The organism is Cupriavidus sp. 01T418 (assembly GCF_056398885.1).
On the sequence record NZ_JBFTQG010000006.1, the window covers coordinates 41,004 to 63,403 of the forward strand.

General features: G+C 62.2%; 20 protein-coding genes. 9 read left to right on the top strand and 11 right to left on the bottom strand.

Annotation, left to right across the window (positions count from 1 at the left end; genetic code table 11):
• Positions 1–139 precede the first annotated feature (139 nt).
• The 3 genes from AC1DQ3_RS08960 to AC1DQ3_RS08970 are packed head-to-tail and all read right to left on the bottom strand — an operon-like array spanning position 140 to position 3,208.
• On the bottom strand, positions 140–1,123 hold the full coding sequence (locus AC1DQ3_RS08960) for a Bug family tripartite tricarboxylate transporter substrate binding protein (protein ID WP_477119836.1): 984 nt from the start codon (positions 1,121–1,123) through the stop codon (positions 140–142).
• 49 nt (positions 1,124–1,172) lie between these two features.
• Positions 1,173–2,327, bottom strand: coding sequence for a Rieske 2Fe-2S domain-containing protein (locus tag AC1DQ3_RS08965; protein WP_477119837.1), 1,155 nt, complete (start codon positions 2,325–2,327; stop codon positions 1,173–1,175).
• Positions 2,328–2,365: 38 nt separating this feature from the next.
• Positions 2,366–3,208, bottom strand: coding sequence for a fumarylacetoacetate hydrolase family protein (locus AC1DQ3_RS08970; RefSeq protein ID WP_477119838.1), 843 nt, complete (start codon positions 3,206–3,208; stop codon positions 2,366–2,368).
• Between the two features lie 298 nt (positions 3,209–3,506).
• On the opposite strand from AC1DQ3_RS08970, the gene AC1DQ3_RS08975 reads away from it, so the two are divergent.
• Positions 3,507–4,484: a PDR/VanB family oxidoreductase gene (locus AC1DQ3_RS08975; RefSeq protein ID WP_477119839.1), complete on the top strand. Its 978-nt coding sequence runs from the start codon at positions 3,507–3,509 to the stop codon at positions 4,482–4,484.
• A 35-nt stretch (positions 4,485–4,519) separates the two neighbouring features.
• On the opposite strand, the gene AC1DQ3_RS08980 is transcribed toward AC1DQ3_RS08975, so the two are convergent.
• From AC1DQ3_RS08980 to AC1DQ3_RS09010, 7 genes are all read right to left on the bottom strand, one after another.
• Positions 4,520–5,209 (bottom strand): Crp/Fnr family transcriptional regulator, encoded by a 690-nt coding sequence (locus AC1DQ3_RS08980; protein ID WP_477119840.1) that lies wholly within the window; start codon positions 5,207–5,209, stop codon positions 4,520–4,522.
• Positions 5,210–5,388: 179 nt separating this feature from the next.
• Positions 5,389–6,423 carry an AraC family transcriptional regulator gene (locus AC1DQ3_RS08985; RefSeq protein ID WP_477120026.1) on the bottom strand — a complete coding sequence of 345 codons (1,035 nt, stop codon included), beginning with the start codon at positions 6,421–6,423 and terminating at the stop codon, positions 5,389–5,391.
• A gap of 1,356 nt (positions 6,424–7,779) precedes the next feature.
• Positions 7,780–8,130: a Rieske (2Fe-2S) protein gene (locus tag AC1DQ3_RS08990; RefSeq protein ID WP_477119841.1), complete on the bottom strand. Its 351-nt coding sequence runs from the start codon at positions 8,128–8,130 to the stop codon at positions 7,780–7,782.
• Positions 8,127–9,836, bottom strand: a complete 1,710-nt coding sequence (locus tag AC1DQ3_RS08995) for a fatty acid--CoA ligase (RefSeq protein ID WP_477119842.1) — start codon at positions 9,834–9,836, stop codon at positions 8,127–8,129. Before AC1DQ3_RS08995 ends, AC1DQ3_RS08990 begins: the two co-directional genes overlap by 4 nt.
• 8 nt (positions 9,837–9,844) lie before the next feature.
• Positions 9,845–10,693, bottom strand: a complete 849-nt coding sequence (locus tag AC1DQ3_RS09000) for a TauD/TfdA dioxygenase family protein (RefSeq protein WP_477119843.1) — start codon at positions 10,691–10,693, stop codon at positions 9,845–9,847.
• A 53-nt stretch (positions 10,694–10,746) separates the two neighbouring features.
• The gene (locus AC1DQ3_RS09005) at positions 10,747–11,718 is read right to left on the bottom strand and encodes a quinone oxidoreductase family protein (protein ID WP_477119844.1); all 972 of its coding nucleotides are present in this window, start codon (positions 11,716–11,718) and stop codon (positions 10,747–10,749) included.
• Positions 11,719–12,101: 383 nt separating this feature from the next.
• Entirely contained in the window at positions 12,102–13,148 is a 1,047-nt protein-coding gene (locus AC1DQ3_RS09010) for an AraC family transcriptional regulator (RefSeq protein WP_477119845.1), read from the bottom strand.
• A gap of 205 nt (positions 13,149–13,353) precedes the next feature.
• On the opposite strand from AC1DQ3_RS09010, the gene AC1DQ3_RS09015 reads away from it, so the two are divergent.
• The 5 genes from AC1DQ3_RS09015 (at position 13,354) to AC1DQ3_RS09035 (ending at position 17,782) form a co-directional block, all read left to right on the top strand.
• A complete protein-coding gene (locus AC1DQ3_RS09015) occupies positions 13,354–14,409 on the top strand; it encodes a beta-keto acid cleavage family enzyme (RefSeq protein WP_477119846.1) in 1,056 nt (351 codons plus the stop codon).
• Positions 14,410–14,515: 106 nt separating this feature from the next.
• Entirely contained in the window at positions 14,516–15,502 is a 987-nt protein-coding gene (locus AC1DQ3_RS09020; protein ID WP_477119847.1) for a Bug family tripartite tricarboxylate transporter substrate binding protein, read from the top strand.
• 120 nt (positions 15,503–15,622) lie between these two features.
• Positions 15,623–16,177, top strand: coding sequence for an RBBP9/YdeN family alpha/beta hydrolase (locus AC1DQ3_RS09025; RefSeq protein WP_477120027.1), 555 nt, complete (start codon positions 15,623–15,625; stop codon positions 16,175–16,177).
• Between the two features lie 259 nt (positions 16,178–16,436).
• Positions 16,437–17,138, top strand: coding sequence for a 3-oxoacid CoA-transferase subunit A (locus tag AC1DQ3_RS09030; RefSeq protein ID WP_477119848.1), 702 nt, complete (start codon positions 16,437–16,439; stop codon positions 17,136–17,138).
• Positions 17,135–17,782 carry a 3-oxoacid CoA-transferase subunit B gene (locus AC1DQ3_RS09035; protein ID WP_477119849.1) on the top strand — a complete coding sequence of 216 codons (648 nt, stop codon included), beginning with the start codon at positions 17,135–17,137 and terminating at the stop codon, positions 17,780–17,782. Before AC1DQ3_RS09030 ends, AC1DQ3_RS09035 begins: the two co-directional genes overlap by 4 nt.
• 443 nt (positions 17,783–18,225) lie before the next feature.
• On the opposite strand, the gene AC1DQ3_RS09040 is transcribed toward AC1DQ3_RS09035, so the two are convergent.
• Positions 18,226–19,143 carry a LysR family transcriptional regulator gene (locus AC1DQ3_RS09040; protein WP_477119850.1) on the bottom strand — a complete coding sequence of 306 codons (918 nt, stop codon included), beginning with the start codon at positions 19,141–19,143 and terminating at the stop codon, positions 18,226–18,228.
• Between the two features lie 143 nt (positions 19,144–19,286).
• Between AC1DQ3_RS09040 and AC1DQ3_RS09045 the strand changes: the two genes are divergently transcribed.
• From AC1DQ3_RS09045 to AC1DQ3_RS09055, 3 genes are all read left to right on the top strand, one after another.
• Complete coding sequence (locus AC1DQ3_RS09045; RefSeq protein ID WP_477119851.1) at positions 19,287–20,270, top strand: alpha/beta fold hydrolase; 984 nt, start codon at positions 19,287–19,289, stop codon at positions 20,268–20,270.
• 54 nt (positions 20,271–20,324) lie between these two features.
• Positions 20,325–21,308 carry a glutathione S-transferase family protein gene (locus tag AC1DQ3_RS09050; RefSeq protein WP_477119852.1) on the top strand — a complete coding sequence of 328 codons (984 nt, stop codon included), beginning with the start codon at positions 20,325–20,327 and terminating at the stop codon, positions 21,306–21,308.
• Positions 21,309–21,419: 111 nt separating this feature from the next.
• A complete protein-coding gene (locus AC1DQ3_RS09055) occupies positions 21,420–22,391 on the top strand; it encodes an alpha/beta fold hydrolase (RefSeq protein WP_477120028.1) in 972 nt (323 codons plus the stop codon).
• Positions 22,392–22,400: the final 9 nt, after the last annotated feature.

A 22,400-nucleotide genomic window follows, 5' to 3' on the forward strand; every position in this document is an offset into this window, starting at 1 on the left:
TAGCGCTTATTGGGGCCTGCGCCTTTCGTATCAGATTGGCGGAGGTAGCGTCACACGCTTCCCGCCAGCGGCGCGATGAAGAGCCTGTGACTCGTCGCTCCTGATATGCTGCGCCCCGCCTTCACCGCAATACGCTGCCCTATTGCAGTTCGATCTGGGTCGCTCGAATCACGTTTCGCCACTTCTCCACTTCTCCAGCGACATGCTCGCGCGCTTGCGTGGCTGTGCCGCCTGCAGTGGCGAATCCCTGGTCTCTGAACCGCTTCTGCAACTCGGGCTGACTCAGTGCGCGCTGGATTTCCAGGTTCAGCCGTTCGACGATCGGCACGGGCGTGCGTGCTGGCGCGGCGATCTGCATGGTCGATACGATCTCGTAGTTCTCATAGCCGAGTTCCTTCAGCGTGGGCACATCCGGCAGGATGTCCGAACGGGTGCCCGAGCCGATGGCCAGCGCGCGCAGCCCGCCGGCGCGCAGTTGTGCCAGCGCTGGCGGCGCGAGATCGAACGCCACATCCACATCGCCATTCATCAGCGAGGTGTGGAGATTGGAAGATGTCTTGAACGGCACGATCGAGAAATCCAGCTTCTCCCTGGCCTTGAAGAGCTCGGCCATCAGGTGCCCGGTCGTGCCCAGCAGGCTGATCCCCGCCGTCAGGCGGCCAGGTTGCTCGCGCGCCGCGCGGATAAAGTCCTTGACGCTATTGAACTTCGACCGCTTGCCAGTCAGGATCGCAATGTCGGTCCTCGCGATATCCGACACCGGTACCAGGTCGTGCAGCACGTCGTAGGGTGGCGACTTGTACAGCGACTGGCTCAGCGCGTTAGCGCTACCAATGAAGACCAGCGTGTAGCCGTCCGGGCTGGCGTTCGCCGCGTACTTGATGGCGGCAACGCTGCCCGCGCCGGGCCGGTTCTCCACGACCACCGCCTGCCCGATCTGCATGCCAATCTGATGCGCGAGCAAGCGAGCCACGATGTCCGCGCCGTTGCCGGCGGCAACCGGCAGTACCAGGGTGATCGGCTTGGCGGGATACAGCGGCGTGCAGAGCGCATCTTGCCACCAGACGCCACCGGCCAGCAGCAAGGCACACGCCGCCTTCATCACGTTTCTTCTATTGGACACTTTGTCTCCTCTTGCTCTTCTGGATGCGCTAGACGGCCTCCAGCGGTGGCTACGCCGTGACTTGGGGGCCGGCCTCGGTGAACAGCGCCGAAGGGCGGTCGAGACGGCGCCATGCCTTGGTGGGAGCTCCGGCCGCCACCAAGTCGATCTCTCGCGTCAGGATTCGTCGCAGCATGGCAATGCCGACATCGGAAGCGCCCAGGCACTCGTTCATGCGGTCCGCGATGACGCCCTGGCCAATCAGCGCCACATAGTCTTGCGCGCTCGTGAGTCGGATCAGCGGATCGGTAGGATACCTCCCGGCGAACAGGTCGTCGTGATGATCCGCGGAGTTATAGCCTTCGCATTCGCGGTAATAGCTGACGAGCTTGCTGTCCGCCTCGGGCGTGGTGGAAGGTGTCGCGAACAATGCAAGCCGCATCGTTCGTGTGTCGTCGATGGGTACCATCCAGTGCGATACCTCGGTCCACGGATCACGGGGGTCGACGCCGGGAATGTTGACGTGGTTGCCGTAGGGAAACGTCCAGTCGCTCACCCTCACTTGCGAGCCGCCACGCACGGCCGTCTGGCAGATGCCGGCTTCCGTTTCACGGTAGCTGAGTGCCGGCACTTCGGTGGTGATGGCCTCTCCGAAGGCGCCGACCTTGCCCATCTGGTGCGCGAAGCTGACATGCACAGCGTCCAGCGAATTCTCGACGTTTTGCAACCAGTTGCACGGCCAGATCTCCTTGCGCTGGAACAGCAGCATGCCGGGCGTTTCGAATACTGCCTTGCGGGGCAGGTCGAAGGCCGGCGTCTCGCCTTCGCCAAGGTACGCGAAGATCACGCCGCAGTATTCATGGACCGGATATGCCCCGATGCGGATGTTCGCCTCGCGGCAATGCCGCTCCGCGGGCCGCTCGACGCAGCGTCCGCTGCCGTCGAACTTCCAGCCGTGGTACATGCATCGGATCTCCTCGCCTTCGATCCATCCCGTGTGCAGCATCGTCAGCCGGTGTGCGCAGCGCCCAGCCACGAGGTGCGGCTCGCCACTCTCGCCGCGATAGAGAGCGAGGTCCTGGCCCAGCAGCCGCACCGCTTTGGCGCTGCCCGTGGCTACGTCGCGCGACAGCGCCACCGGATGCCAGAAACGGCGCAGCAGTTGCCCCATGGGGGTGCCCGCCCCGGTTTGCGCCAGTTGCGCTACCCGGGTTTCCCGAATCATTTTGTGTTCCACCGGACTGGTGTTGTGTGGATTCATGGTTAGCCTACCTTCACGCGCAATGTATCAATGCCGCTGACCTCGATGTCGAGCGCGTCGCCTGTATTCAGAAAACGGTTGGTGGTCGCGCCGACGCCAGCCGGCGTCCCGGTCGCGATGACGTCACCGGGCAGCAAGGTCATGTAGGAAGACAGCGTGGCGATGATCTGCTCGGTCGAAAAGATCATGTCCGACATGGCGCCTTGCTGCACCACATCGCCATTGAGCCGGGTGGTGATGGTCAGCGTCCTGCGTTGCAGGGCATCGACCAGCCCCTTGCCGCACGCGATCGTCGGACCAAGCGCGGAAGCGCCGTCGAGCCCCTTGGCTGCGGTCCAGTCCGGCCAGAAGCTGTTGCCGGCGGGCAGTTTGACCAGGTCGCGGGCCGACCCGTCATTGAACGCACAGATGCCGGAGACAAAGCTAAGTGCGGTCTCCGGCTTCGCTGCTTTGCAGGGCCGGCCGATGACCACCGCGATCTCGCCTTCGTAGTCGAGTTGCGCCGTGACGTCCCGGTTGGGATTCAGCACGCCGCCGTGCGCTACGAAATTCGAAGGCGCCTTGTAGAAAATGAGCGGGCGCTCCGGCGGCCTGGCCGCCGACTCGACGCCATGCGCCTGGTAGTTGATCGCCACCGCGAAGATGCGCGCGGCAGGATCGACCGGCGGCAGCATCACCGCATCGCGCAATGGCACGCGCGACAGGCCGGCAGGAATGCCCGCTGCGAGCACTGCCGCCAGCGCGTCGCCGTCGTGCAAGATGTTGATTTCGTCCCCTTCCACGCAACCGGTCACGATCCGGTTGCCGACCTGGAACCGTCCAAGCCTGATGTAGTCTTCGTTCATCCTTCTGCCTCCAGTACCGTCAACGCGATTGGGAGAATTCTGGATCTGCCCGCGATCGCAGTCGAGGCGCGCAACCGGCGAACTGTATTGATTGTTGCTTTCACCGGCGCCCGGTCTCCGATGCGGGCGGGTGTCGGCCCTCCCGGCGCCTGCCGGCCACATTGGGAGTGGGGGAGTGCAACTTTGCGGACAATCCCGGCGCACCGGCGCTTGTTGCGTGGGTCACTCGAACAGAGAATCGTCGTACAAGGGCGTGCATAAGATCATCTGCACATGGGCGCCCGATCCCGGAGACATCATGCAACGACTAAACGCCCGGCTACACGCGATCCACTGGCTTGCCGAAGGTATCCATGGCTTCGAACTGCGGCCTTCCGACGGTCAGACATGGCCCGCCGTCACCGCGGGCGCGCATATCGACCTGTTCCTGCCGAATGGGCTTGTGCGCAGCTATTCTCTCGTTAACCTGCAGGGCGAATGTCACCGCTATGTCATCGCGGCGAGCCTGGATCCTGCCGGCCGCGGCGGCTCGCGTTACCTGCATGAAACGCTGCGTGTGGGCGCAACCATCGCCATCTCCGCGCCACGAAACAGCTTCCCATTGCGCGAATCGGCCCGGCATACCGTATTCTTCGCGGGCGGCATAGGCATTACACCGCTGTGGAGCATGGCCCAGCGCCTGGCGTACAGCGGCGGCACGTGGGAGCTGTACTACGCTGTACGCGCACGCGAAAACGCCGCATTCGCCGACGAACTTGTTGCGCTCGCCAAGGAAACGGGCAACGCCGTCCACCTGAACTCTGATGGTGGCGCCAAGGAGAAGATGCTGGATATCCCAGGCATCGTCGCTTCCTGCGCCAACGACGTCGACTTGTACTGCTGCGGTCCCGTTCCGATGCTGCGGGCCTTCGAAACGGCATGCGAGGGCCGCGATCCAGCCCGAGTGCATCGCGAATACTTCGCCGCGCCACAGCCCGTCACGCCACCTGAAGCGGGTGCCGGGGCCGGCGATGCGTTCACGGTCATTCTCTCTCGCACGCAGAAAAGACTTGTCATTGGACCCGGCACCAATATCCTCGAAGCCGTGCTCGACGCGGGCGTGGAAGTCCCCTACTCATGCATGAGCGGAGTCTGCCGCGCCTGCGAGACAGGCATTCTCGCCGGCATTCCCGATCATAGGGACCTCGTCCTTTCGGACGCGGAGCGCGCAGCCGGATCTACGATGATGATCTGTTGCTCGCGCGCACAGTCACGCGAACTGACGTTGGACCTCTGAAACGTCACGCTGCACCCCTTGCCGACGGCGCCGGGTCACTCGCCCTCTTGCGCCAGCCCCGACAGCTTCGCCATGTCCAGCACTGTCACGCGGCCATACTGGACACGGACGATGCCCTCGGCCTCCAACTCTCGTAGCGCCCGGTTCACCACTTGTCGGCGTGTGCCGAGCATCGTCGCGATCTCATCCTGCGACAGGTTGACCTCGCCAGCGGCATAGCAACGGATGTTGCGCGCGAGGAACGAGCACAGCAGGGTGCCGATCCGCTCCCGCGTGGAATGCATGGTCGCGCTCTCGTGGCGAGCGAGTGTCTCGCGGTACCGGCGGTCCAGCACGGCGAAAAACGCGGCTGCAAGCCGTCCATCGCTGTAGACGAGTTCGCGCAGCACCGTTGCCGGAATCCGGACAAGCGTCGTCGGCTCCTTGCAGGTTGCGGTGTATAGGAAGGGCGTATCCGTCAGGGCGGGCCCGATACCATGGAAATCGCCTGCGAAATACAGCCATGCAGTGAACTCCCGCCCCGTCGACGACACACGGGAAAGCTGCATCGACCCGGTCGCGAGAAGGTAGAGATAGTCCGCAGATTCGCCGGACCGCTTGACACAAGCATGCGCTTCCATCGTCACGACATCCGCGGCATCGACCAATCTGGCGATGGCCTCGGCGGGCCAATTGACAAAGAGTTCAGACTGATTGATCGCTAGCCTGGCGACGACATTGCTCATGGGGGTAACGAAGGCAAAGGTGGGGAGGACTGACCGGCGGTGCTCGCGACAAGGCGTCTTCGGCTTCCCACCGGCAGGCATGTGCATGCGTGCCGCATTTTACGCCCAGAGATTAGCGCTCTATAGCTGTATTCGCTGCAGGACTGCGCAGATCGGGATGGGATCAGGATAGGAGCGCGTCACTTCCGTCTTCCTGCCCGCCAAGCCCTGGGTGCCATTCCAAAATGGCGCGAGAACCACTGTGTGAAGGATGCCTGCTGCGTGTAACCCAGCAATGTGGCCACGCGGCCGATCGAGTAACGCTCGTTGCTCATGTAGCGGATCGCTAGCTCCCGCCGCACTTCCTCTACCAGATTCGAGAAAGTCGTACCTGCCTCTTCGAGATGCCGCTGCAGAGTGCGCACACTAGTATGGAGTTGACCCGCCACGTGTTCTATCGCTGCCTGCTCAACAGGAAGCAGCAAGTAGATCGCGTTGCGCACTTCGGCCGCAATAGCTTGCGGACCGGCAGCACCAAGAGATTTCGCGAGGCCCTCCGCATAGCGCACTAACGCGGGATCTGCCATCGGATTCGGTTGATCGAGATCGCTGACGAGACAAATGAATCCGTTGAAATCACTCTTGAAGACCAGCGGGCAACCGAAGAGGCGCCGGTGAGCGCGCAGGTCTGGCGGCGCGGAGTGTGTGAAGTGCACGCTAACTGGTCGCCAGTGAGCGCCAAGCACAGATGCGCAGGTACGCGCCAGGACCCCTATCGCAAGTTCGATGGTCTGCTGCGGCCACTCACCAATCTCGCCAAGAATCTCTTCGCGGATGATCACCTGCGTGCCCGAAGTCTCAATGTAGAGCCCCAAGGCATCGTTTAACAAATGCCGGTACTGGACCATGGCTAGCAATACTTCACGCAATGTGCGCTTGTGCGTTAGTAGAAGCCCGACAACCCCGAAATCGAAGGCCGTGCGTGCCTCGGCCATTTGAATGCCGACAGATGGTGTAGATGCCTCACGGGCAGTCGCCTCGAGCAAGCGACACACAGCCGCAAACGGGATACGTTGTTCCCGGTTCATCAAGATGGCCGGATTCAGCCCGAACCGGCGCATGAGCTCGTTGGGATTCAGCCCAAGTCGCAGCGCTACCTGCGGGTAGCTCGTCAGAGCGGCGGCTCTCGCCTTGGGTTCGCTTCCGGGCATCTGAGTTCGCTGGCGGATCGGCATAGGGCCCTCTTGGTGTTTACGCGCAGCGGCATGAAAACTAAAGAATATGGCGCTAAAACTAAAGTCATTTTTCTGCGTTGCCACATAGTAGCAGCAACTGCTGGATGCGCTTTGGCTCTCGTCCGCGGAAGCCTGATGTGGCTAGTTTGTCCATAGCTGCGCGGGGGTATTGCCGTGAAGGTTGGAGCAGGATGTCACGCCAGAAGCCCCGGCAAGGGCAGTGCCTGCATGGGGCTCGGTGGTGGCTTGCTGTCGGAGGTGCGTTGCGTGAGTGAGGGGTAACGAATCGTTTGGATTTCAAGCTGTCCGCCGGCACCTCGGCGGCTAACAGCCCCACGCGCGATCCTGTTTGCTGAGCACCTACACGCCACGCGCCGCCTTGGGGCCGAGGTATCCAGCGGCCACCAGCTAGCGCAGCAGCAGAGCCGGGCGGCATTTCGGACCGGCTTCTCGCTAGCAGCTTGTGGTTAAACTACCTGTCTTGTGACCAGTTCACGAATGGGCTGGCAGCGTTCCGATGCTGTGTCCACGCTGTCGCGCACATGCTGCATCGATGCTGGATTGCCTCGGAAAACACGCTCCCGCCAATGCATTGAAAATATCGTTCCGAGATTGGGTACAGCGCGCAGTGACCGCTGGCGTTGCGCGAACCCATGCGAAGCTCTTCGCACCGCCTGCACAAAGCTGCTTTCCGCGATTCCATACTGGCACCGCTCTTGTGGACAGCAGGGAGCTTGTGCGAGCCGGCATGATGCGCCTCGTTACCGGTTTCGGAATGCTCCGAGTTCGGGCTCTGGGAAACCCGAGTCCAGCAATTGGCCAGGCGACGAACTGCAGTCCAGTACAACACCCTGATGGCATCCGAGCCCGTCTGCATAGCGGCCAGCAGGCAGCGCTCGCTCTGGTGCTGCATGGATATTCCGAACTCCGCTGCCGACGCGAAACACACGACTCTTTCGCGCGCATCCCCCCGACAGATCAGATCATCGACCAACCCCGATACATAAGCGAAGTAGTCGCTGTTGTCGCCACGAGCCTGCGCAGTCGCCTGTTCATGCAATCGCTGGCTCATGCTACGCACTTCCCTGTGGAGTTGGGTCAGCGAGTACAACATCCCGCTAGCGGATTGTCTTTGGCTTTGCATGATTGCTGTCTCGGGTTGGGCCGGTTGCCCGGGGACACGGGCTCCGTGGCCTTACGCCGAACACTGACGTACGCCTTAATCTGTGAAGGCATCATCGACGGCTTCCCGGCCCTGCCCCTCACGCCGTCAAGCCAACCAACGCCCGAGCCGGCAATCATGCCGCGAGGAGCATTACATCAAGCAGAGCTGCCTCGGCGCCGCCGGTGCCACCTTTATGGCGCAGTAGAGGACTCCACCAGCAACATCAGGCTTCCTTCCGCTTCCCGAAGCTGAAACCTGCGCAGGCACAGGCTTGCCGAGCCGGGCTCGCAGGACTTCGCCAGATCAAAGCGCAAGCCATGGGCCGGGCATTGCAATACGCTTCCCTCAAGGCGACCGTTGGCCAGCGACGCCCCGTTATKGGGGCATGAGTTGTCGATGGCATGGAGAGCGCCATCAATGTTGAACAGGACGATGCTCCTGCCGTCGATGAAGACCAGCTTGCGCTGGCCCGGCGGGAGTTCGCCCGTCTGCGCCACCGGTACCAGCTTCGTCATATCGTCCGGTTGAGGTTGGCTCGTCATGCTGCCGCCCGGTCGACTGCGGCACGTTCCTGCCCGGTGCCGGCCAGTTCGTCCAGCAGGTGCGCAACGCGCTCGCGCAACAGCTTCTTGTTGATCTTGCCGACGCTCGTCTTCGGGATCTCCTCGACGAAAGCGATGCGGTTCAGCTCCGGAACGGCGTACTTGCTGATCCGTTTCAGTTCGACGTGGTGCATTAGCCGGTCACGGATCGCCTCAACCCCGACACTCGTGTCCGCCGTGCGAACGACGAATGCCATCGGCCGCTCGCCCCATTTCTCGTCCCGCACGCCGACCACCGCGCACTCTTGCACGCCGGCCACGTCCATGATCAGGCTCTCAACCTCGATGGAGGACACCCATTCGCCGCCCGTCTTGATCACGTCCTTGATGCGGTCGACGATCTGAACGAACCCATCGGGCGTCATGACGGCGATGTCCTGGGTATGCAGATAGCCGCCGGCCCAGAGTTCTTCGGACGCCTCGGGCTTCCCGGTGTAGCCCTGCGTGAGGAACGGCGAGCGCAGGACGATCTCGCCTTGCTGCTTTCCGTCGCGCTTAACGTCATTCATGTTTTCGTCGACAACCCGGAAGTCGACAAACGGCACCGGACGGCCGGTCGAGCAGCGCAGCCGCACCTCTTCCTGGCGATCCGTCGGCTTGTATCCCGGCGGCAGTTGCGCCAGGGAGACGATGGGGCCCGTCTCCGACATGCCGTAGGCGGTGAAGACATCCATGCCGCGGTCGAGTGCCGCCTCGCACAGCGCGGGCGGCAAGGCGGAACCGCCGGTAATGAGCTTCCAGCCCGACAGGTCCTGCCCTTGCGCGTCGGCTGCCTGGAGCACCATCTGGAGGATGGTGGGCACGCAGTGGGAGAAGGTGACCTTTTCCGACTGGCGCAGCCTGACCAGGCGCTCGGGGATGTAACGTCCCGGCAGCACGGTCTTGAGCCCCAGCATGACCGCGATATACGGCATGCCCCAGGCAAGAACGTGGAACATCGGCGTGATCGGCATGTAGACATCTTCGCGATGCAGCCGCTGGCCGTCGCGCGGCGCGCACAGGCTCATCGCCGTGGCCATGGCGTGCATGACGATGTCACGGTGGCTGTAGGCTACGCCCTTCGGGTCGCCGGTGGTGCCCGTCGTGTAGAACGTAGCAGCGCGCGTCCTTTCATCGAAGTCGGGGAACGCGAAGTCCGCTGCAGCGCGCGCCATCAGTTCCTCGTACTCGCCCGCCACTGGCAACTTGCTCGCGGGAACGGCTTCGCCGTCGCCCAGCACGACCACCTTGCGCACCGACTTGAGCTCCGCCTTGATTTCTTCGAGCACTGGGACGAAGTCCGCATGCACCAGCACGATCTCGGCCCGGGCGTCGTTCAGGGTATAGAGGATCTGTTGGGCCGACAGCCGCACATTGACCGTGAAGAGCGTGGCGCCCATCATCGGGATGGCGAAGTAGCTTTCGAGGTAACGATGGCTGTCCCAGTCCATGACCGCCACGGTGGCGCCGTGCCGGACATCCAGCCCGGCCAGCATGGATGCGAGTTGGCCGACTCGCTCACGAAACTGGCGGAAGCTGTAACGCAATTCCCCGCGATAGGTGATTTCCTGGTCGCCATGAATGCTCAACGCGTTCAGGAGCAACTGCTTGACGAGGAGCGGGTACGTGTAGGCCGACGGCGTCGGCGTGATCAGGTTGTCTTGCATGGCGGTGTTCAAAACGGTTTGCTTCCAATGATTCCCGCTCGCTCCATCTTGCGGAAACAAGGCGGATAGTCCATCACCGCATAATGTTGCGTGGCACTGTTGTCCCAGATTGCAACGCTGTTTGGCGCCCAACGCCAGCGCACCTGATACTCGGGAATGTAGGCCTGGCTGATCAGGTAGCGCAGCAGGTCGGCGGCGCCAGGATTGGCGTCCTGGCCGAATCGGACGTGGGCTGCGGTGTGGAAATTGGTGAAATGCGTGGTAAACACATTTACATACAGGATCTTCTCGCCGGTCTCCGGATGTGTGCGCACGACCGGATGTTCGGCGTCCGGGTACTGAGCCTTGAGTGCCAGGCGTTTCTCGGTCGGCATGGCCGCTCCGAAAGTTGCTTCGATGCTGTGGCGTGCCCGCAGATCGGCGATCTTCTCCTTGATGTAATCGGGCAATCTTTCGTAGGCCAGCGCCATGTTGGCCCACATGGTGTCGCCCCCCATCGAAGGACATTCGACACAGCGCAGCACGGCGCCAAATGGTGGCGCCTCGCGCCAGGTCGCGTCGGAATGCCACGAGTTTTCGTAGCGATCTCGCGACTGATCCGGCGTCTTATAGATGCGTGCGAGTCCTGGATGCTCGGGATCGCCGCCCACAACTGGATGATCTTCCAGATCGCCAAAGCGGCGTGCAAACGCGACGTGCTCGGCGCGGCTCATCTCCTGATTGCGGAGAAAAAGCACACGGTGCTTGAACAGCGCAGCGCGAATCTCTGCGAACAGTCCTTCGTCGTGAATGGCGTCAGCCAGCTTGATGCCCTTGAGTTCGGCGCCAAGGGCGTAATTTAGTTGCTCAACTTGCATGATGCAATAACTCCCAAAGATTCTATTTCCCGCAGGATGGCGATCCTTGAGATTTACGGGACCAATACAGTTGCGCCGGTAGTCTGACGCGACTCCAGCAGTCGATGCGCTTTGGCCGCTTCCGCCAGCGCGTATGTTTGCTTCGGCTCGCTCGTGATTTTTCCGGCCAGGACGAGATCAAACAGCTCCTTTGCCATGGATTGCACGTGCGAGCGCGGCTTTGCGTAGTGCGCCATCGCTGGGCGGGTGACCCACAGCGAGCCCTTCTGCGCGAGGGTCAGCGCATCGAAGGACACTGGACCGGAGCTGGTTCCGTTAGTGACGAGGGTTCCGCGCACTTGCAGACTGTCCAGCGACGCTTGCAATGTGTCCTTTCCAACGGAGTCGAATACGACCGGAACGCCTTTCCCGTCTGTGAGCTCGCGTACGCGCTTAGCGATGTCCTCGCGAGTTGTGACAATCGTATGCGTGCAACCGTTCGCCTTGGCAACCTCTGCCTTCTCGTCGCTGCTCACCGTGCCGATCATGGTTACACCGAGGGCGCGGGCCCACTGGCAGGCAATCAAGCCGACGCCGCCGGCAGCGGCGTGGTAGAGAATCGTCTCGCCACCTTTGAGCGGATAGACCTGGCGGAACAGATACTGCGCCGTCATCCCCTTCATGATAAGCGTGGAAGCCGTGCGATCGGAAACGCCGTCCGGCAGCGGAATCAGTACGTCCGCCGGCATCACGCGAACCTCTGAGTATGCTCCCTGTGGCCCCGACATGTAGCCGACTCGATCCCCAACGCGGATATCCGTCACGCCTGGCCCGACAGCCTCAACCACACCTACAGCATCCGAGCCCAAACCGTTCGGTAGTGCCAGCGGGTAATAGCCTGTCCGATGGTAGATGTCGATGAAGTTGACTGCGATGTAACTATGTCGGACGCGGGCCTGCCCTGGCCCCGGCTCGCCGACCTCTACATCTTCGAACTTCAGGACTTCCGGACCACCGGTTTCGTACAGTCTGATTGCCTTTGGCATGTGAATGTCTCCAAGAAAATGACGTCTGTTATCGATACGCTCTAAGAGCGCTCCCCGCATGCATGGCTGGCATTCGCGCAAGCCCCCTGTGCAGAGAGCCAGCGAAAGACTGCAGCCGGCCTCCGCGGGGATTGGCTACCTCACCGCTCTGGCCTCTGCGGATGGGAGTGAATGCACATCGAGAAGTTGTTGACCACTATATGGCAACGCTGAAAACGGACTTTAGTTTTCGCGCCATATTTTTTATTTTTCGTGCCAATACGCGTAAACACTGACAGGGACCGATACCAAGCCGCCAGCAAAGTCAAATGTCGGGAAGAGAGCCCAAGGTAAGAGCCTCTGCTTTGACGAGCCATCCACAAGTAGCGCTGCGACTCGGGATCTCACCTCGGTGCCTCGGGCTGGTCCGGACTGGTGGGGGCTGTCGATGTCGCGCGATGGCGTGCTCTCCATTCGGACACCGTGCAACCGAAGTGGCCACCAAACCATCGTGCGAAAGAGCTTGCCGTGCCGAAACCCAGCAGCGCCGCCAATTCGGCCAAGGGACGAGCCTCCGATCTGGCAAGGCGCGCGGCCAAGTCCGCTCGCACCCCGTTGTAAATTCCAGAGTAGCTCTCGCCGTCCTTGGCCAGCCGACGGTGTACGGTGCGCCGGTCGACTCTGAGATGCTGGGCGACGCTATCAACGGAGCATTTGCCGGACGGGAGCAGGGCAAGCACGAGTCTACGAACGACATCAGGGAACGCAAGATTGGAACCGGCCAGCAATGTATCGAGATGCTGCCGCACTTCCCATGCCATCAGGGGATCGTAGGCAGCCAGCGGCGCATCCAGATCGGCGGCACGACACACGATGCCATCGAACTCCTGGTTGAACAGCACCGGCATGCCGAAGACGCGCGCATGTCCTGTCGGCCCCGATGGCGGTGCATGTGAAAAACAGATGCTGCGTGGCTTCCAGGGATCCCCCAAGAAGCGTCTCAACAATCGATACACACCACCGACGACCAACTCGATCGACTGCCGCTGGGGCGCCTGTCCATCCGTCAGGAGACTTTCACGAATCACGACAAGTTCGTCGAGTTCTTCGATGGCCATAACGACGCTCTCACTCTGCAGCCGCAAGTAGCGCATCATCGATTCCAGTGCCTTGCGCAGCGTAGGCTCACCCTGGATCGCAAAGCCCAGAGGCCCTAGGTCGGTCAACTGGCGAGTTTCAGCCATGCGCAGACCGAAGTCTTCCACACCGGCAGCGCTCGCCGACTCAGCCAACAGACTGCGCAGTGCATCCGCGGCAATCATTGCATCGGGGTCCAGCAGCGTGGCCCGACGAATACCAGCCTTGGTCAACTGCTTGTAGGGGTCGAGCCCTACTTCGCGAGCCACTCGGACGTAGTTCGTTAGCGCCGTGGCTCGTACGAGGTACGTCATCTGGTTTTCCCTAAATGTCCCGAACTGGATATATGACGTCCCGTAATGTACATCAGATCGGAAGATTTGGGGTCACACTCATGTCGAGTCTCCGGGCCGCTGAGCCACTCAGCAAAGTCCGCACTCCTGTTGGCGCGCAGGCAGCCTTGGCCAGCCATCCATGCCATGCAGCCGCCCTCCCTGTCATCGTAACGAGGTAAAGAAGATGCAATTTGTTGACGACTCCCTGCTGCCCGAGAACCAGGAGCCGCTGGTCATTCAGGTCGCTCCCTACGGTCCGCAATTCCTCCCCCGGGATTCGGATGACATCGCCGTTAGCATGGACGATCAGGTCCAGAAGGCCGTGGATTGCTACAACGCCGGAGCCACCGTGCTGCACGTGCATGTGCGCGAAGCAGATGGCAAGGGCAGCAAGCGGCTCTCGATGTTCAATGAGCTGCTGGCCCGGCTCCGCGATGCTGTGCCCAAAATGATTCTGCAGGTGGGTGGATCCATTTCGTTTGCACCCGAAGGAGACGGCTCAGCCGCGAAGTGGCTGTCGGATGACACGCGCCACATGTTGGCCGAACTTGATCCCAAGCCGGACCAGGTCACGATCGTGGTCAACAGCGCCACGATGAACATCACGGAGCTTCACCCCAAGGAAGAGTTCGCGGGAACTTCCCTCGCCGAGCCGGCCCTCTACGAGGCCTATCGCAACATGTCCTATGAGGCTGGCCCTGTGTTTGTGGAGGAGCACCTCAAGCGGCTGCAGGCCGCCGGCATTCAACCCCATTTCATGGTTGGGCAAATCGGCAAGCTGGAGTCCATCGAGCGCCTGATCCGCCGCGGCATCTACAAGGGACCGCTGCTGGTGAACTGGGTTCAGCTTGGGGGTGGATCCGAGGGACCGAATCCGCGGAACCTGCTGGAGATGGTCAACCGTCTGCCGGAGAACGCGGTCTTCACCGTCGAATCCTTCATGCGCTACGTCCACCCACTGACCACGATGGCGATTGCCATGGGTTTCCATGTGCGTTGCGGCATCGAGGACACGCTGTGGGGCCGCAAGGGAGAGCACCTTACCTCCGTCCAGCAGGTCGAGCGCCTGGTGAACATGTCTCGTAGCCTGTATCGGGACGTGGCCACCGCCGATGAAGCACGCCGCATCTACCGAATCGGAGAACAATACAAGACAATCGACGAAACGCTGCAGAAGGTCGGCTACCTACCCAATCGCCGGGAAAAAGAGCGCGGTCAGCCGACCTGGGCCGTTGCATAGGCGCGATTGGCGTCGACGCGGGTCGTCCTATGGGGAGCCCCCGGACCGGATGACCTGTGGATTATTTGCGCGCGGCGTTATAAATCAAAGATCAAAGGAGACCTGGATGTTGATGTTCTTTTCCCGAAATGCGTGCGCTCGAGCAGTGCTCTGCGCTGCGTTGACCCTGACGGCAGCAGGTGGTGCTTATGCCTGGACTAACAAGCCGGTCAGGGTGGTGGTACCCGCTGTCCCGGGCGGTTCGATGGACGTAGTTGCCCGCGTTCTGGCTGATCAGCTCTCCAGGGATGTCGGTGTCCCGTTTTTCGTGGACAACAAGCGCGGCGCTGGCGGCAATGTCGCTGTTGCATCCTTGCTGTCGTCGCCAGCGGATGGACAGACCATCATGATTGCCTACGACAATATTCTCACGGAGATCCCGCACGTCATCAAACAGAACTTTTCGCCCCTCAAGGACATCAAGCCGGTTGCAGCATTTGCCCGGTCCGGCTTCGTCCTGGTCGGAAGTCCTGATCTGCCTGCGACAGACTTCAAAGGCTTGATCGCCTATCTCAAGGCCAATCCCCAAAAGGATACGTTCGCCTCCTACGCAATCGGATCGGCTTCGCACTACGCCGGGTTGATGCTTGGCGAGCATGCCGGCTTCAAGATGCAACACGTGCCGTTCGTTGGCTCTCCTCCCGCGCTGATCCAGGTCATGGGTGGGCAGATTCCTATCATGGTTGACGGTATCGCAACCTCGCTGCCACTGATTCGCGGCGGCAAGCTGAAGCCCTATGCAGTGATCGCCAACAACCGCTCGCCAAGTCTTCCTAACGTACCGACCTTCGCTGAACTGGGATACCCGGAGATCAACTTTAGCAACCTGGCCGTGGCCATCGTTCCATCCGGTGTTCCTATGGAATTGGCAGAGAAGATCCGTACTGCCATCTACAAGGCCGCGTCGGCCGCGTCGGTGCAAAAGCGGTTGACGGATTTGGGGCTGGAGCCAGTGCAGCCGCAATCGATCGACTCCCTGGAGAAAGTCGAAAGAGATGGCTTTGAGAAGATTGGAAAGATTATCAAGCAATTTAATGTCAACTTGAACGAGTAACAAAAGCGTGGCCGCGCGGGGGACTCAGGGCAAGAAGGAGTCGCTTATGCAGCAATGGGGCGCCGGCTGGCCGATGCCCGTCGTGCCGAATTCCAATCCAAACTCCCAATCATTGCCAAGATGAAGCCAACCATCCTCGTTGTCCCAGGCTTGCGCGATCACGTTCCCCAGCATTGGCAAACGCTGCTGGAGGCAAGCCTGCCGAATGCGGTGTCGGTACCACCGCTGGAGCAGGACAAACTCAATTGCGGCGCGCGCGTTGCGGCACTCGACGCCGTAATCGCACGCATCGGCGGCCCCATTGTCCTTGTCGCGCACAGTGCGGGCGTGATGATCACCGTTCAGTGGGCGAAGCGCCACAACCGTGCAATTCACGGTGCTCTCCTCGCGACACCACCGGATTTCGAGGTCCCCATGCCCGCAGGCCATTCATCGATGGAGGTTCTGGACGAGAACGGATGGCTGCCGGTTCCCAGAACTGCGCTGCCATTTCCAAGTATTGTGGCGGCGAGCCGAAATGACCCTCTCGCCAGTTTTGACCGTGTTGCCACGCTGGCATCCGAATGGGGCAGCCGCCTTGTCGACCTAGGTACCGTGGGGCACCTCAACCCCGCCTCCGGCTATGGCGAGTGGCCGCGAGTACACGAGCTGATTGCCGAGCTGACAAATCCCTAGCATCCGATCGTTTCAGCCATCGATGTCCTGCCCATCGCCGAATCTCACAACGGGAACGGCGGCAACCGCGCCTTCGGCAATGACAGATCCTGGCACGAAGCTGATGCCGACGCCGCCTGGCCGACCAGCCGAGGATCTCGCTTCTTGCGTGCTCATCGAAAACTGAAACAGCATCGGGATCCGTTCTCGACGGGGTCGGCAAAACGCCCGAACGCTTGTTCGGGACAAATTCTCTTCTGTTTCAACCGTAGGCATACTCATGATAAACAAGATCGCGCGCTCGGTGGCTGAGGCGCTGGAAGGTACACACGACGGCGCCACGGTGCTGATTGGCGGCTTCGGCACTGCTGGCATTCCGGGCGAACTCATCGACGGGCTGATCGAGCAGGGCGCGAAAGAGCTCACCGTTGTTAACAACAATGCCGGAAACGGCGACAAGGGCTTGTCCGCGCTGCTTAAGGCCGGCCGTGTGCGCAAGATCATCTGCAGCTTCCCGCGCCAAGCCGACAGCTACGTCTTCGACGGGCTCTACCGCGCCGGCAGGATCGAGCTGGAACTGGTGCCGCAGGGCAACCTGGCTGAACGCATCCGAGCCGCGGGTGCTGGCATCGGCGCCTTCTTCTGCCCCACCGGCTATGGCACCGAGTTGGCCGAAGGCCACGAGACGCGAGTGATCGACGGCCGACCTTTTGTGCTCCAATACCCCATCCACGGCGACCTGGCGCTCATCAAGGCCGAGCGCGGCGACCGGTGGGGCAACCTCACATACCGCAAGGCCGCGCGCAACTTCGGCCCGGTGATGGCGATGGCGGCGAAGAAGACGGTGGCCACGGTGCACGAGGTCGTGGACCTTGGCGTGCTAGACCCCGAAAGCATCGTCACGCCAGGCTTATTCGTGAGCCACATCGTGCAGGTCGAACGCAGCGCCACACAGGCCGGCGGATTCAAGGAGGCAGCATGAACACGCACGCTCAACGCCGCACCAAGGACCAGCTCGCCGCCCGCGTGGCACAAGACATCTTCGACGGCGCCGTGGTCAACCTCGGCATCGGGCAGCCCACCCTGGTGGCCAACCATCTGCCGGCCGGACGCGAGGTCATTCTGCACAGCGAGAACGGCATCCTCGGCATGGGCACCGCGGCCGCCGCAGGGGAAGAGGACTACGACCTCATCAACGCAGGCAAGCAGCCGGTCACCCTGCTGCGCGGCGGTGCCTTCTTCCACCATGCCGACAGTTTCGCGATGATGCGCGGCGGACACATCGATATCTGCGTGCTCGGCGCGTTCCAGGTGAGCGCCACCGGCGACCTGGCTAACTGGAGCACCGGCGAGTCCGGTGCCATCCCCGCCGTGGGCGGCGCGATGGACTTGGCCACCGGTGCGAAGCAGACCTGGGTGATGATGGACCTGCTGACGAAGAAGGGGGAGAGCAAGCTCGTCAAACGCTGCACCTACCCGCTGACAGGCATCGGCTGCGTCAAGCGTGTCTACACCGACCTGGCCACCTTCGAATGCTCGCCGCAGGGCCTCAGGCTTGTCGACGTTGTCGAGGGACTTGATGGGACTGAGCTTGAGCACATGATCGGAACTCCACTGCTGCGCTGACGACACAACCCCTAGTTCGCGACACGCGGGCAAACTCGGACAGCGTCTGCTAAATAACGTGTCAATGCATCGGCGAGGCGGCAGCTGGCAGATATCCGCCTCGTACATCCCGGCGAACAGCCGATCCATCTTCGCCAACGCCTGATTGGCCACGGTGCGGAAGGTTTATTCAGGGCGCAATGCGATTCTCACGGTTCTCAGTGGCATTGTTCCAATCTTTCCATGCAGCATTTGGAAACGCTATCTCATTGATTACATGCAACTTTATGTTGCAAGCTCTATTCCGGCGAAACATCACGCTGTGTCGTGACAGCCTGATTTGGAAAGCGGCGCGATAGTCTGGAGAAGCGGGACGAGGCGCCGCAATCGGGTTTGGAACCAGTCTGACGTTGAAGAGAAAGCCCTCCAGCGCGAGGGCTTTCTTTTGCCCGCCGTCACCGCGCTCAGGCGAACAGGTCAATGCCTTGCACCAGGCGCTTTGCCAGGCGCGGCTGCCGAAACTGGTCCAGCCACCATTGCAGCGCGCGGCCCTCATGGTCGCCACGCCAGGCCACGTAGAGCGTATTGGGCTCGCGCGGATCGGCCGTGCGCTTTTCCACCAGTTCGCCGCGCTTGAGCAGCGATGCCACGCGGTGCCGCGGCAGCCAGCCGACGCCGAGCCCTTCGCGTTGCGCCAGTATCTTCGCGCGCATGCTCGGCACGGCCAGCGCGGCTTGCCCGCCAACCAGGCCGTAGGCCCGTCCCGCAGTGCCGCGCGATGAATCGGCTACCGCCACCGCACGGTGCGCCGAGATGCGCTCGCGCGTGAGCGTTCCTTCCACGCTGGCAAGCGGATGGCGAGGCGCCACGGCAAACACCCATTCCACCACGCCCAGCTCGAACCAGCGCAGCCCGGGAATCGCGGGCGGTTCGTTGGTCGCCCCCACGATCACATCCGCGCGGCCATCGCGCAACGCCTCCCAGGTGCCGCTGAGGACTTCGTGGGTCAGGCGAATCGCCACGCCCGAATTCAAGGTGTCGAAGTTGCGGATCAAGGGCATCAGCGATTCGAACTCCAGCACCTCGTCGGTGACGATCCACAGGCGGTCTTCCCAGCCGCTGGCGACCTGCCGCACACGCTGCGTCATGCGCGATACGTCCAGCATCAGCCGCGCGGCCTCGTCGGCCAGCAGGAGGCCGGCAGGCGTCAGTTGCAGCCGGTAGCGCCGGCGGTCGAAGAGCAGGGCATCGAATCGGCTCTCGAGCTGCCGCGCGGCATGCGAGATGGTCGACGGCGCCTTGCCGAGGCGCGCCGCGGCACGGGACAGGCTGCCGCTCTCGCGGATGGCTTCCAGTAGCGCCAGTTCATCTTCCGACAACATGTTCAACTCCGTCGAACGAGTTCATCGGGGAAATCGTACGGCAAAACAAGGGCGGTGGCGCACTATTCATTCAAGAAATAAGAAACCCTAACGCCGCCGGACCGGCCCCCAGCCTTGCCGCGGCACAGTCACCGGAGATAGTCATGGCTCTCATCCACCGCATCGCACGCCACATCAGCGTCGCAGCGCTCATGTTCGGCGTTGCCGCGCTCACCTTCGCCGCGCTCGCGTACCCTGCGCCCGCGAGCGCGGCGGAACGTGCCGGCGCAATCCAGCCGCACACGATCAACGCGAACGGCGTCGACTTGCACTATCTTGAAACCGGGCAGGGCAGCGGCACACCCGTGGTCCTGTTGCACGGCTACGCCGAGACCAGCCATATGTGGCTGCCGCTGATGAAGCAACTCGGCGACAGGCACGTCGTGATCGCACCGGACCTGCGTGGCGTGGGCGGGTCGGAAATCACGCCTTCCGGCTACGAGAAGAAGAACCTGGCCCAGGACATCCATGCCATGGTCCAGGCGCTGGGCTACCGCAAGATCCACATCGTCGGCCACGATATCGGCCTGATGGTCGCCTACGCCTATGCGGCGCAGTACCCTGGCGAAGTGGAAAGCGTGACGCTGATGGATGCCTTCCTGCCCGGCGTGGGCGACTGGCAAAAAGTCTGGCTGCTGCGCGACAAGTGGCACTTCAACTTCTATGGCGACACGCCCGAGAAGCTGGTGAAAGGCCGCGAACGTACGTACTTCGAACACTTCTGGAACGACTTCGCCGCGGACCCGGCGCACGCGATGCCGGAGAGCAGCCGCCGGCTCTACGCCGCCGCTTTTGCCCGGCCGGGCCGGATGYGCGCGGGCTTCGAGTTCTTCCGCGCCTTCCCGCAGGATGCCGAGGATTTCGCGGCCCTGGCGAAGCTGCCCCTGCCGATGCCCATGCTGGTACTGGCCGGTGAAAAGGCCTCGGGCGATTTCCTGATCGACCAGGCGCGCCTGGTCGCCACCAATGTGCAAGGCGTGGTCGTCAAGGGATCCGGGCACTGGCTGATGGAAGAAGCGCCGGGGCAGGTCATTCCGGCGATCGTGCAGTTCGTCGACGCGCCGCAGCAAACGCATGGCGCCGACTGAACATTCCGGCCCATCATCACATCAACGCATCATTGCATCAGCAGGAGAATCGACATGGGACTGCTCGTCAACGGCAAGTGGCAAGACCGCTGGTACGACACCGCATCCACCGGCGGCCGCTTCCTTCGCAAGGGCGCCGCCTTCCGCAATTGGGTAACGCCCGACGGCGCCGCCGGCCCGAGCGGCGTGGGTGGCTTCAAGGCCGAGGCCGGCCGCTATCATCTTTACGTGAGCCTGGCCTGCCCGTGGGCGCACCGCACGCTGATCCTGCGGGCCCTCAAGGGGCTGGAAGGGATGATCGGCGTATCGGTCGTCCACTGGCTGATGCACGGCGAGGGCTGGACCTTTGCCGAGGGTCCCGGTGTCGTGCCCGACACGGTCAACGACGCACGCCTGATGCACCAGGTCTATACGGCGGCCGATCCGGACTACACCGGCCGCGTCACCGTGCCGGTGCTGTGGGACAAGAAGCTGGCGACCATCGTCAGCAACGAGTCATCCGAAATCATCCGGATGTTCAATCGGGCCTTCGACGGCCTGGGTGCAAAGGCTGGCGATTACTATCCGCTCGCGCTGCGCCCGGAAATCGACGAGATCAACGCGCGCGTGTACGACACGCTGAACAACGGCGTCTACAAAGCCGGCTTTGCCACCACGCAAGCCGCCTACGAAGAAGCGGTCGCGCCGTTGTTCGATACGCTCGACTGGCTCGACGCGCGGCTGGCGACACGCCGCTTCCTGACCGGCGACCGGATCACCGAGGCCGATATCCGCCTGTTCACCACGCTGGTCCGCTTCGATGCGGTCTATGTCGGCCACTTCAAGTGCAACCTTCGGCGCATCGCGGATTACAAGCATCTCGCGGCATATACGCGCGACATCTACCAGCTTCCCGGTATCGGGCAAACGGTCAACCTCGAACATATCAAGCGGCACTATTACGAGAGCCATCTTTCGATCAATCCGAGTGGCGTCGTGCCGGCGGGACCGGCGCTTGATTTCTCCGCGCCGGCGGACCGCGCCTGGCTGGCGTCATAATTGCGCGGAACCTTGCGCTTTCCAGCCTTCTCTTAGCCCACGAGACCTACCGTCATGAACTTCCCTCGCCGAGTCTTGCTCGCCTTGCTCACCGCGGCAACCGTTGCCGCGATGCCACCCGCCTCGGCCGACGATGGACCGGCCTACGGTCCCGAACTGCAAGGCTTCGACTATCCAGCCCCGGTCCGGCAGTTCACCTTCACCGCGCAGGGCGAGGCGCTGCATATGGCCTATATGGACGTCAAGCCGGAGCATGCCAACGGCCGCACTGCGGTTCTGCTGCACGGAAAGAACTTCTGCGCGGCAACCTGGGAAGGCACGATCCAGGTACTTGCCTCCGCCGGCTATCGCGTCATTGCGCCGGACCAGATCGGATTTTGCAAGTCCAGCAAGCCGGAACGCTACCAGTACTCCTTCCAGGAGCTCGCGCGCAACACGCACGCCCTGCTCGAATCGATCGGCGTCAGCCAGGCCACGGTGATCGGCCACTCGACCGGCGGCATGCTGGCGATGCGCTATGCGCTGATGTATCCGCAGCAAACGGAGCAGCTCGCGCTTGTCAACCCGATCGGCCTCGAAGACTGGAAGGCGAAGGGCGTGCCGTCGCTGTCGGTGGATCAATGGTATGCACGCGAGCTGGCCACCAATGCCGACAGGATTCGCAGCTACGAGCAGGCCACTTACTATGTGGGCACGTGGCGCCCGGAGTATGAGCCATGGGTGCAGATGCTGGCGGGCATGAACCGCGGTCCGGGCAAGCGGCAGGTGGCCCGGAACTCCGCGCTGATCTACGACATGATCTTTACGCAGCCGGTGGTGTATGAGCTGGGCGCGCTGAAAACGCCGACGCTGCTGCTGATCGGCGACAAGGACACCACCGCGATCGCCAAGGACGCCGCGCCGCCTGAAGTCCGCGCCAAGGTCGGCAACTATCCGGTGCTGGCGCAAAGCACCGTGAAGGCGCTGCCGAACGCGAAGCTGGTCGAGTTCCCCGAACTTGGCCATGCGCCGCAGATGCAGGATCCCCAGGCTTTCCACAAGGCGTTGCTGGATGGCCTGGCGGCATTGCCTGCCGGCCGATGATGGGAGCCG

Coding starts and splice junctions, on each gene's coding strand:
- AC1DQ3_RS08995 (WP_477119842.1), bottom strand. CDS start 9,836: ATGCAAGACAACCTGATCACGCCGACGCCGTCGGCCTACACGTACCCG.
- AC1DQ3_RS08985 (WP_477120026.1), bottom strand. CDS start 6,423: ATGCCGATCCGCCAGCGAACTCAGATGCCCGGAAGCGAACCCAAGGCG.
- AC1DQ3_RS09025 (WP_477120027.1), top strand. CDS start 15,623: ATGAAGCCAACCATCCTCGTTGTCCCAGGCTTGCGCGATCACGTTCCC.
- AC1DQ3_RS09050 (WP_477119852.1), top strand. CDS start 20,325: ATGGGACTGCTCGTCAACGGCAAGTGGCAAGACCGCTGGTACGACACC.
- AC1DQ3_RS09010 (WP_477119845.1), bottom strand. CDS start 13,148: ATGACGTACCTCGTACGAGCCACGGCGCTAACGAACTACGTCCGAGTG.
- AC1DQ3_RS08965 (WP_477119837.1), bottom strand. CDS start 2,327: ATGATTCGGGAAACCCGGGTAGCGCAACTGGCGCAAACCGGGGCGGGC.
- AC1DQ3_RS08970 (WP_477119838.1), bottom strand. CDS start 3,208: ATGAACGAAGACTACATCAGGCTTGGACGGTTCCAGGTCGGCAACCGG.
- AC1DQ3_RS08980 (WP_477119840.1), bottom strand. CDS start 5,209: ATGAGCAATGTCGTCGCCAGGCTAGCGATCAATCAGTCTGAACTCTTT.
- AC1DQ3_RS09035 (WP_477119849.1), top strand. CDS start 17,135: ATGAACACGCACGCTCAACGCCGCACCAAGGACCAGCTCGCCGCCCGC.
- AC1DQ3_RS08975 (WP_477119839.1), top strand. CDS start 3,507: ATGCAACGACTAAACGCCCGGCTACACGCGATCCACTGGCTTGCCGAA.
- AC1DQ3_RS09020 (WP_477119847.1), top strand. CDS start 14,516: ATGTTGATGTTCTTTTCCCGAAATGCGTGCGCTCGAGCAGTGCTCTGC.
- AC1DQ3_RS09000 (WP_477119843.1), bottom strand. CDS start 10,693: ATGCAAGTTGAGCAACTAAATTACGCCCTTGGCGCCGAACTCAAGGGC.
- AC1DQ3_RS09030 (WP_477119848.1), top strand. CDS start 16,437: ATGATAAACAAGATCGCGCGCTCGGTGGCTGAGGCGCTGGAAGGTACA.
- AC1DQ3_RS09040 (WP_477119850.1), bottom strand. CDS start 19,143: ATGTTGTCGGAAGATGAACTGGCGCTACTGGAAGCCATCCGCGAGAGC.
- AC1DQ3_RS09005 (WP_477119844.1), bottom strand. CDS start 11,718: ATGCCAAAGGCAATCAGACTGTACGAAACCGGTGGTCCGGAAGTCCTG.
- AC1DQ3_RS09015 (WP_477119846.1), top strand. CDS start 13,354: ATGCAATTTGTTGACGACTCCCTGCTGCCCGAGAACCAGGAGCCGCTG.
- AC1DQ3_RS09055 (WP_477120028.1), top strand. CDS start 21,420: ATGCCACCCGCCTCGGCCGACGATGGACCGGCCTACGGTCCCGAACTG.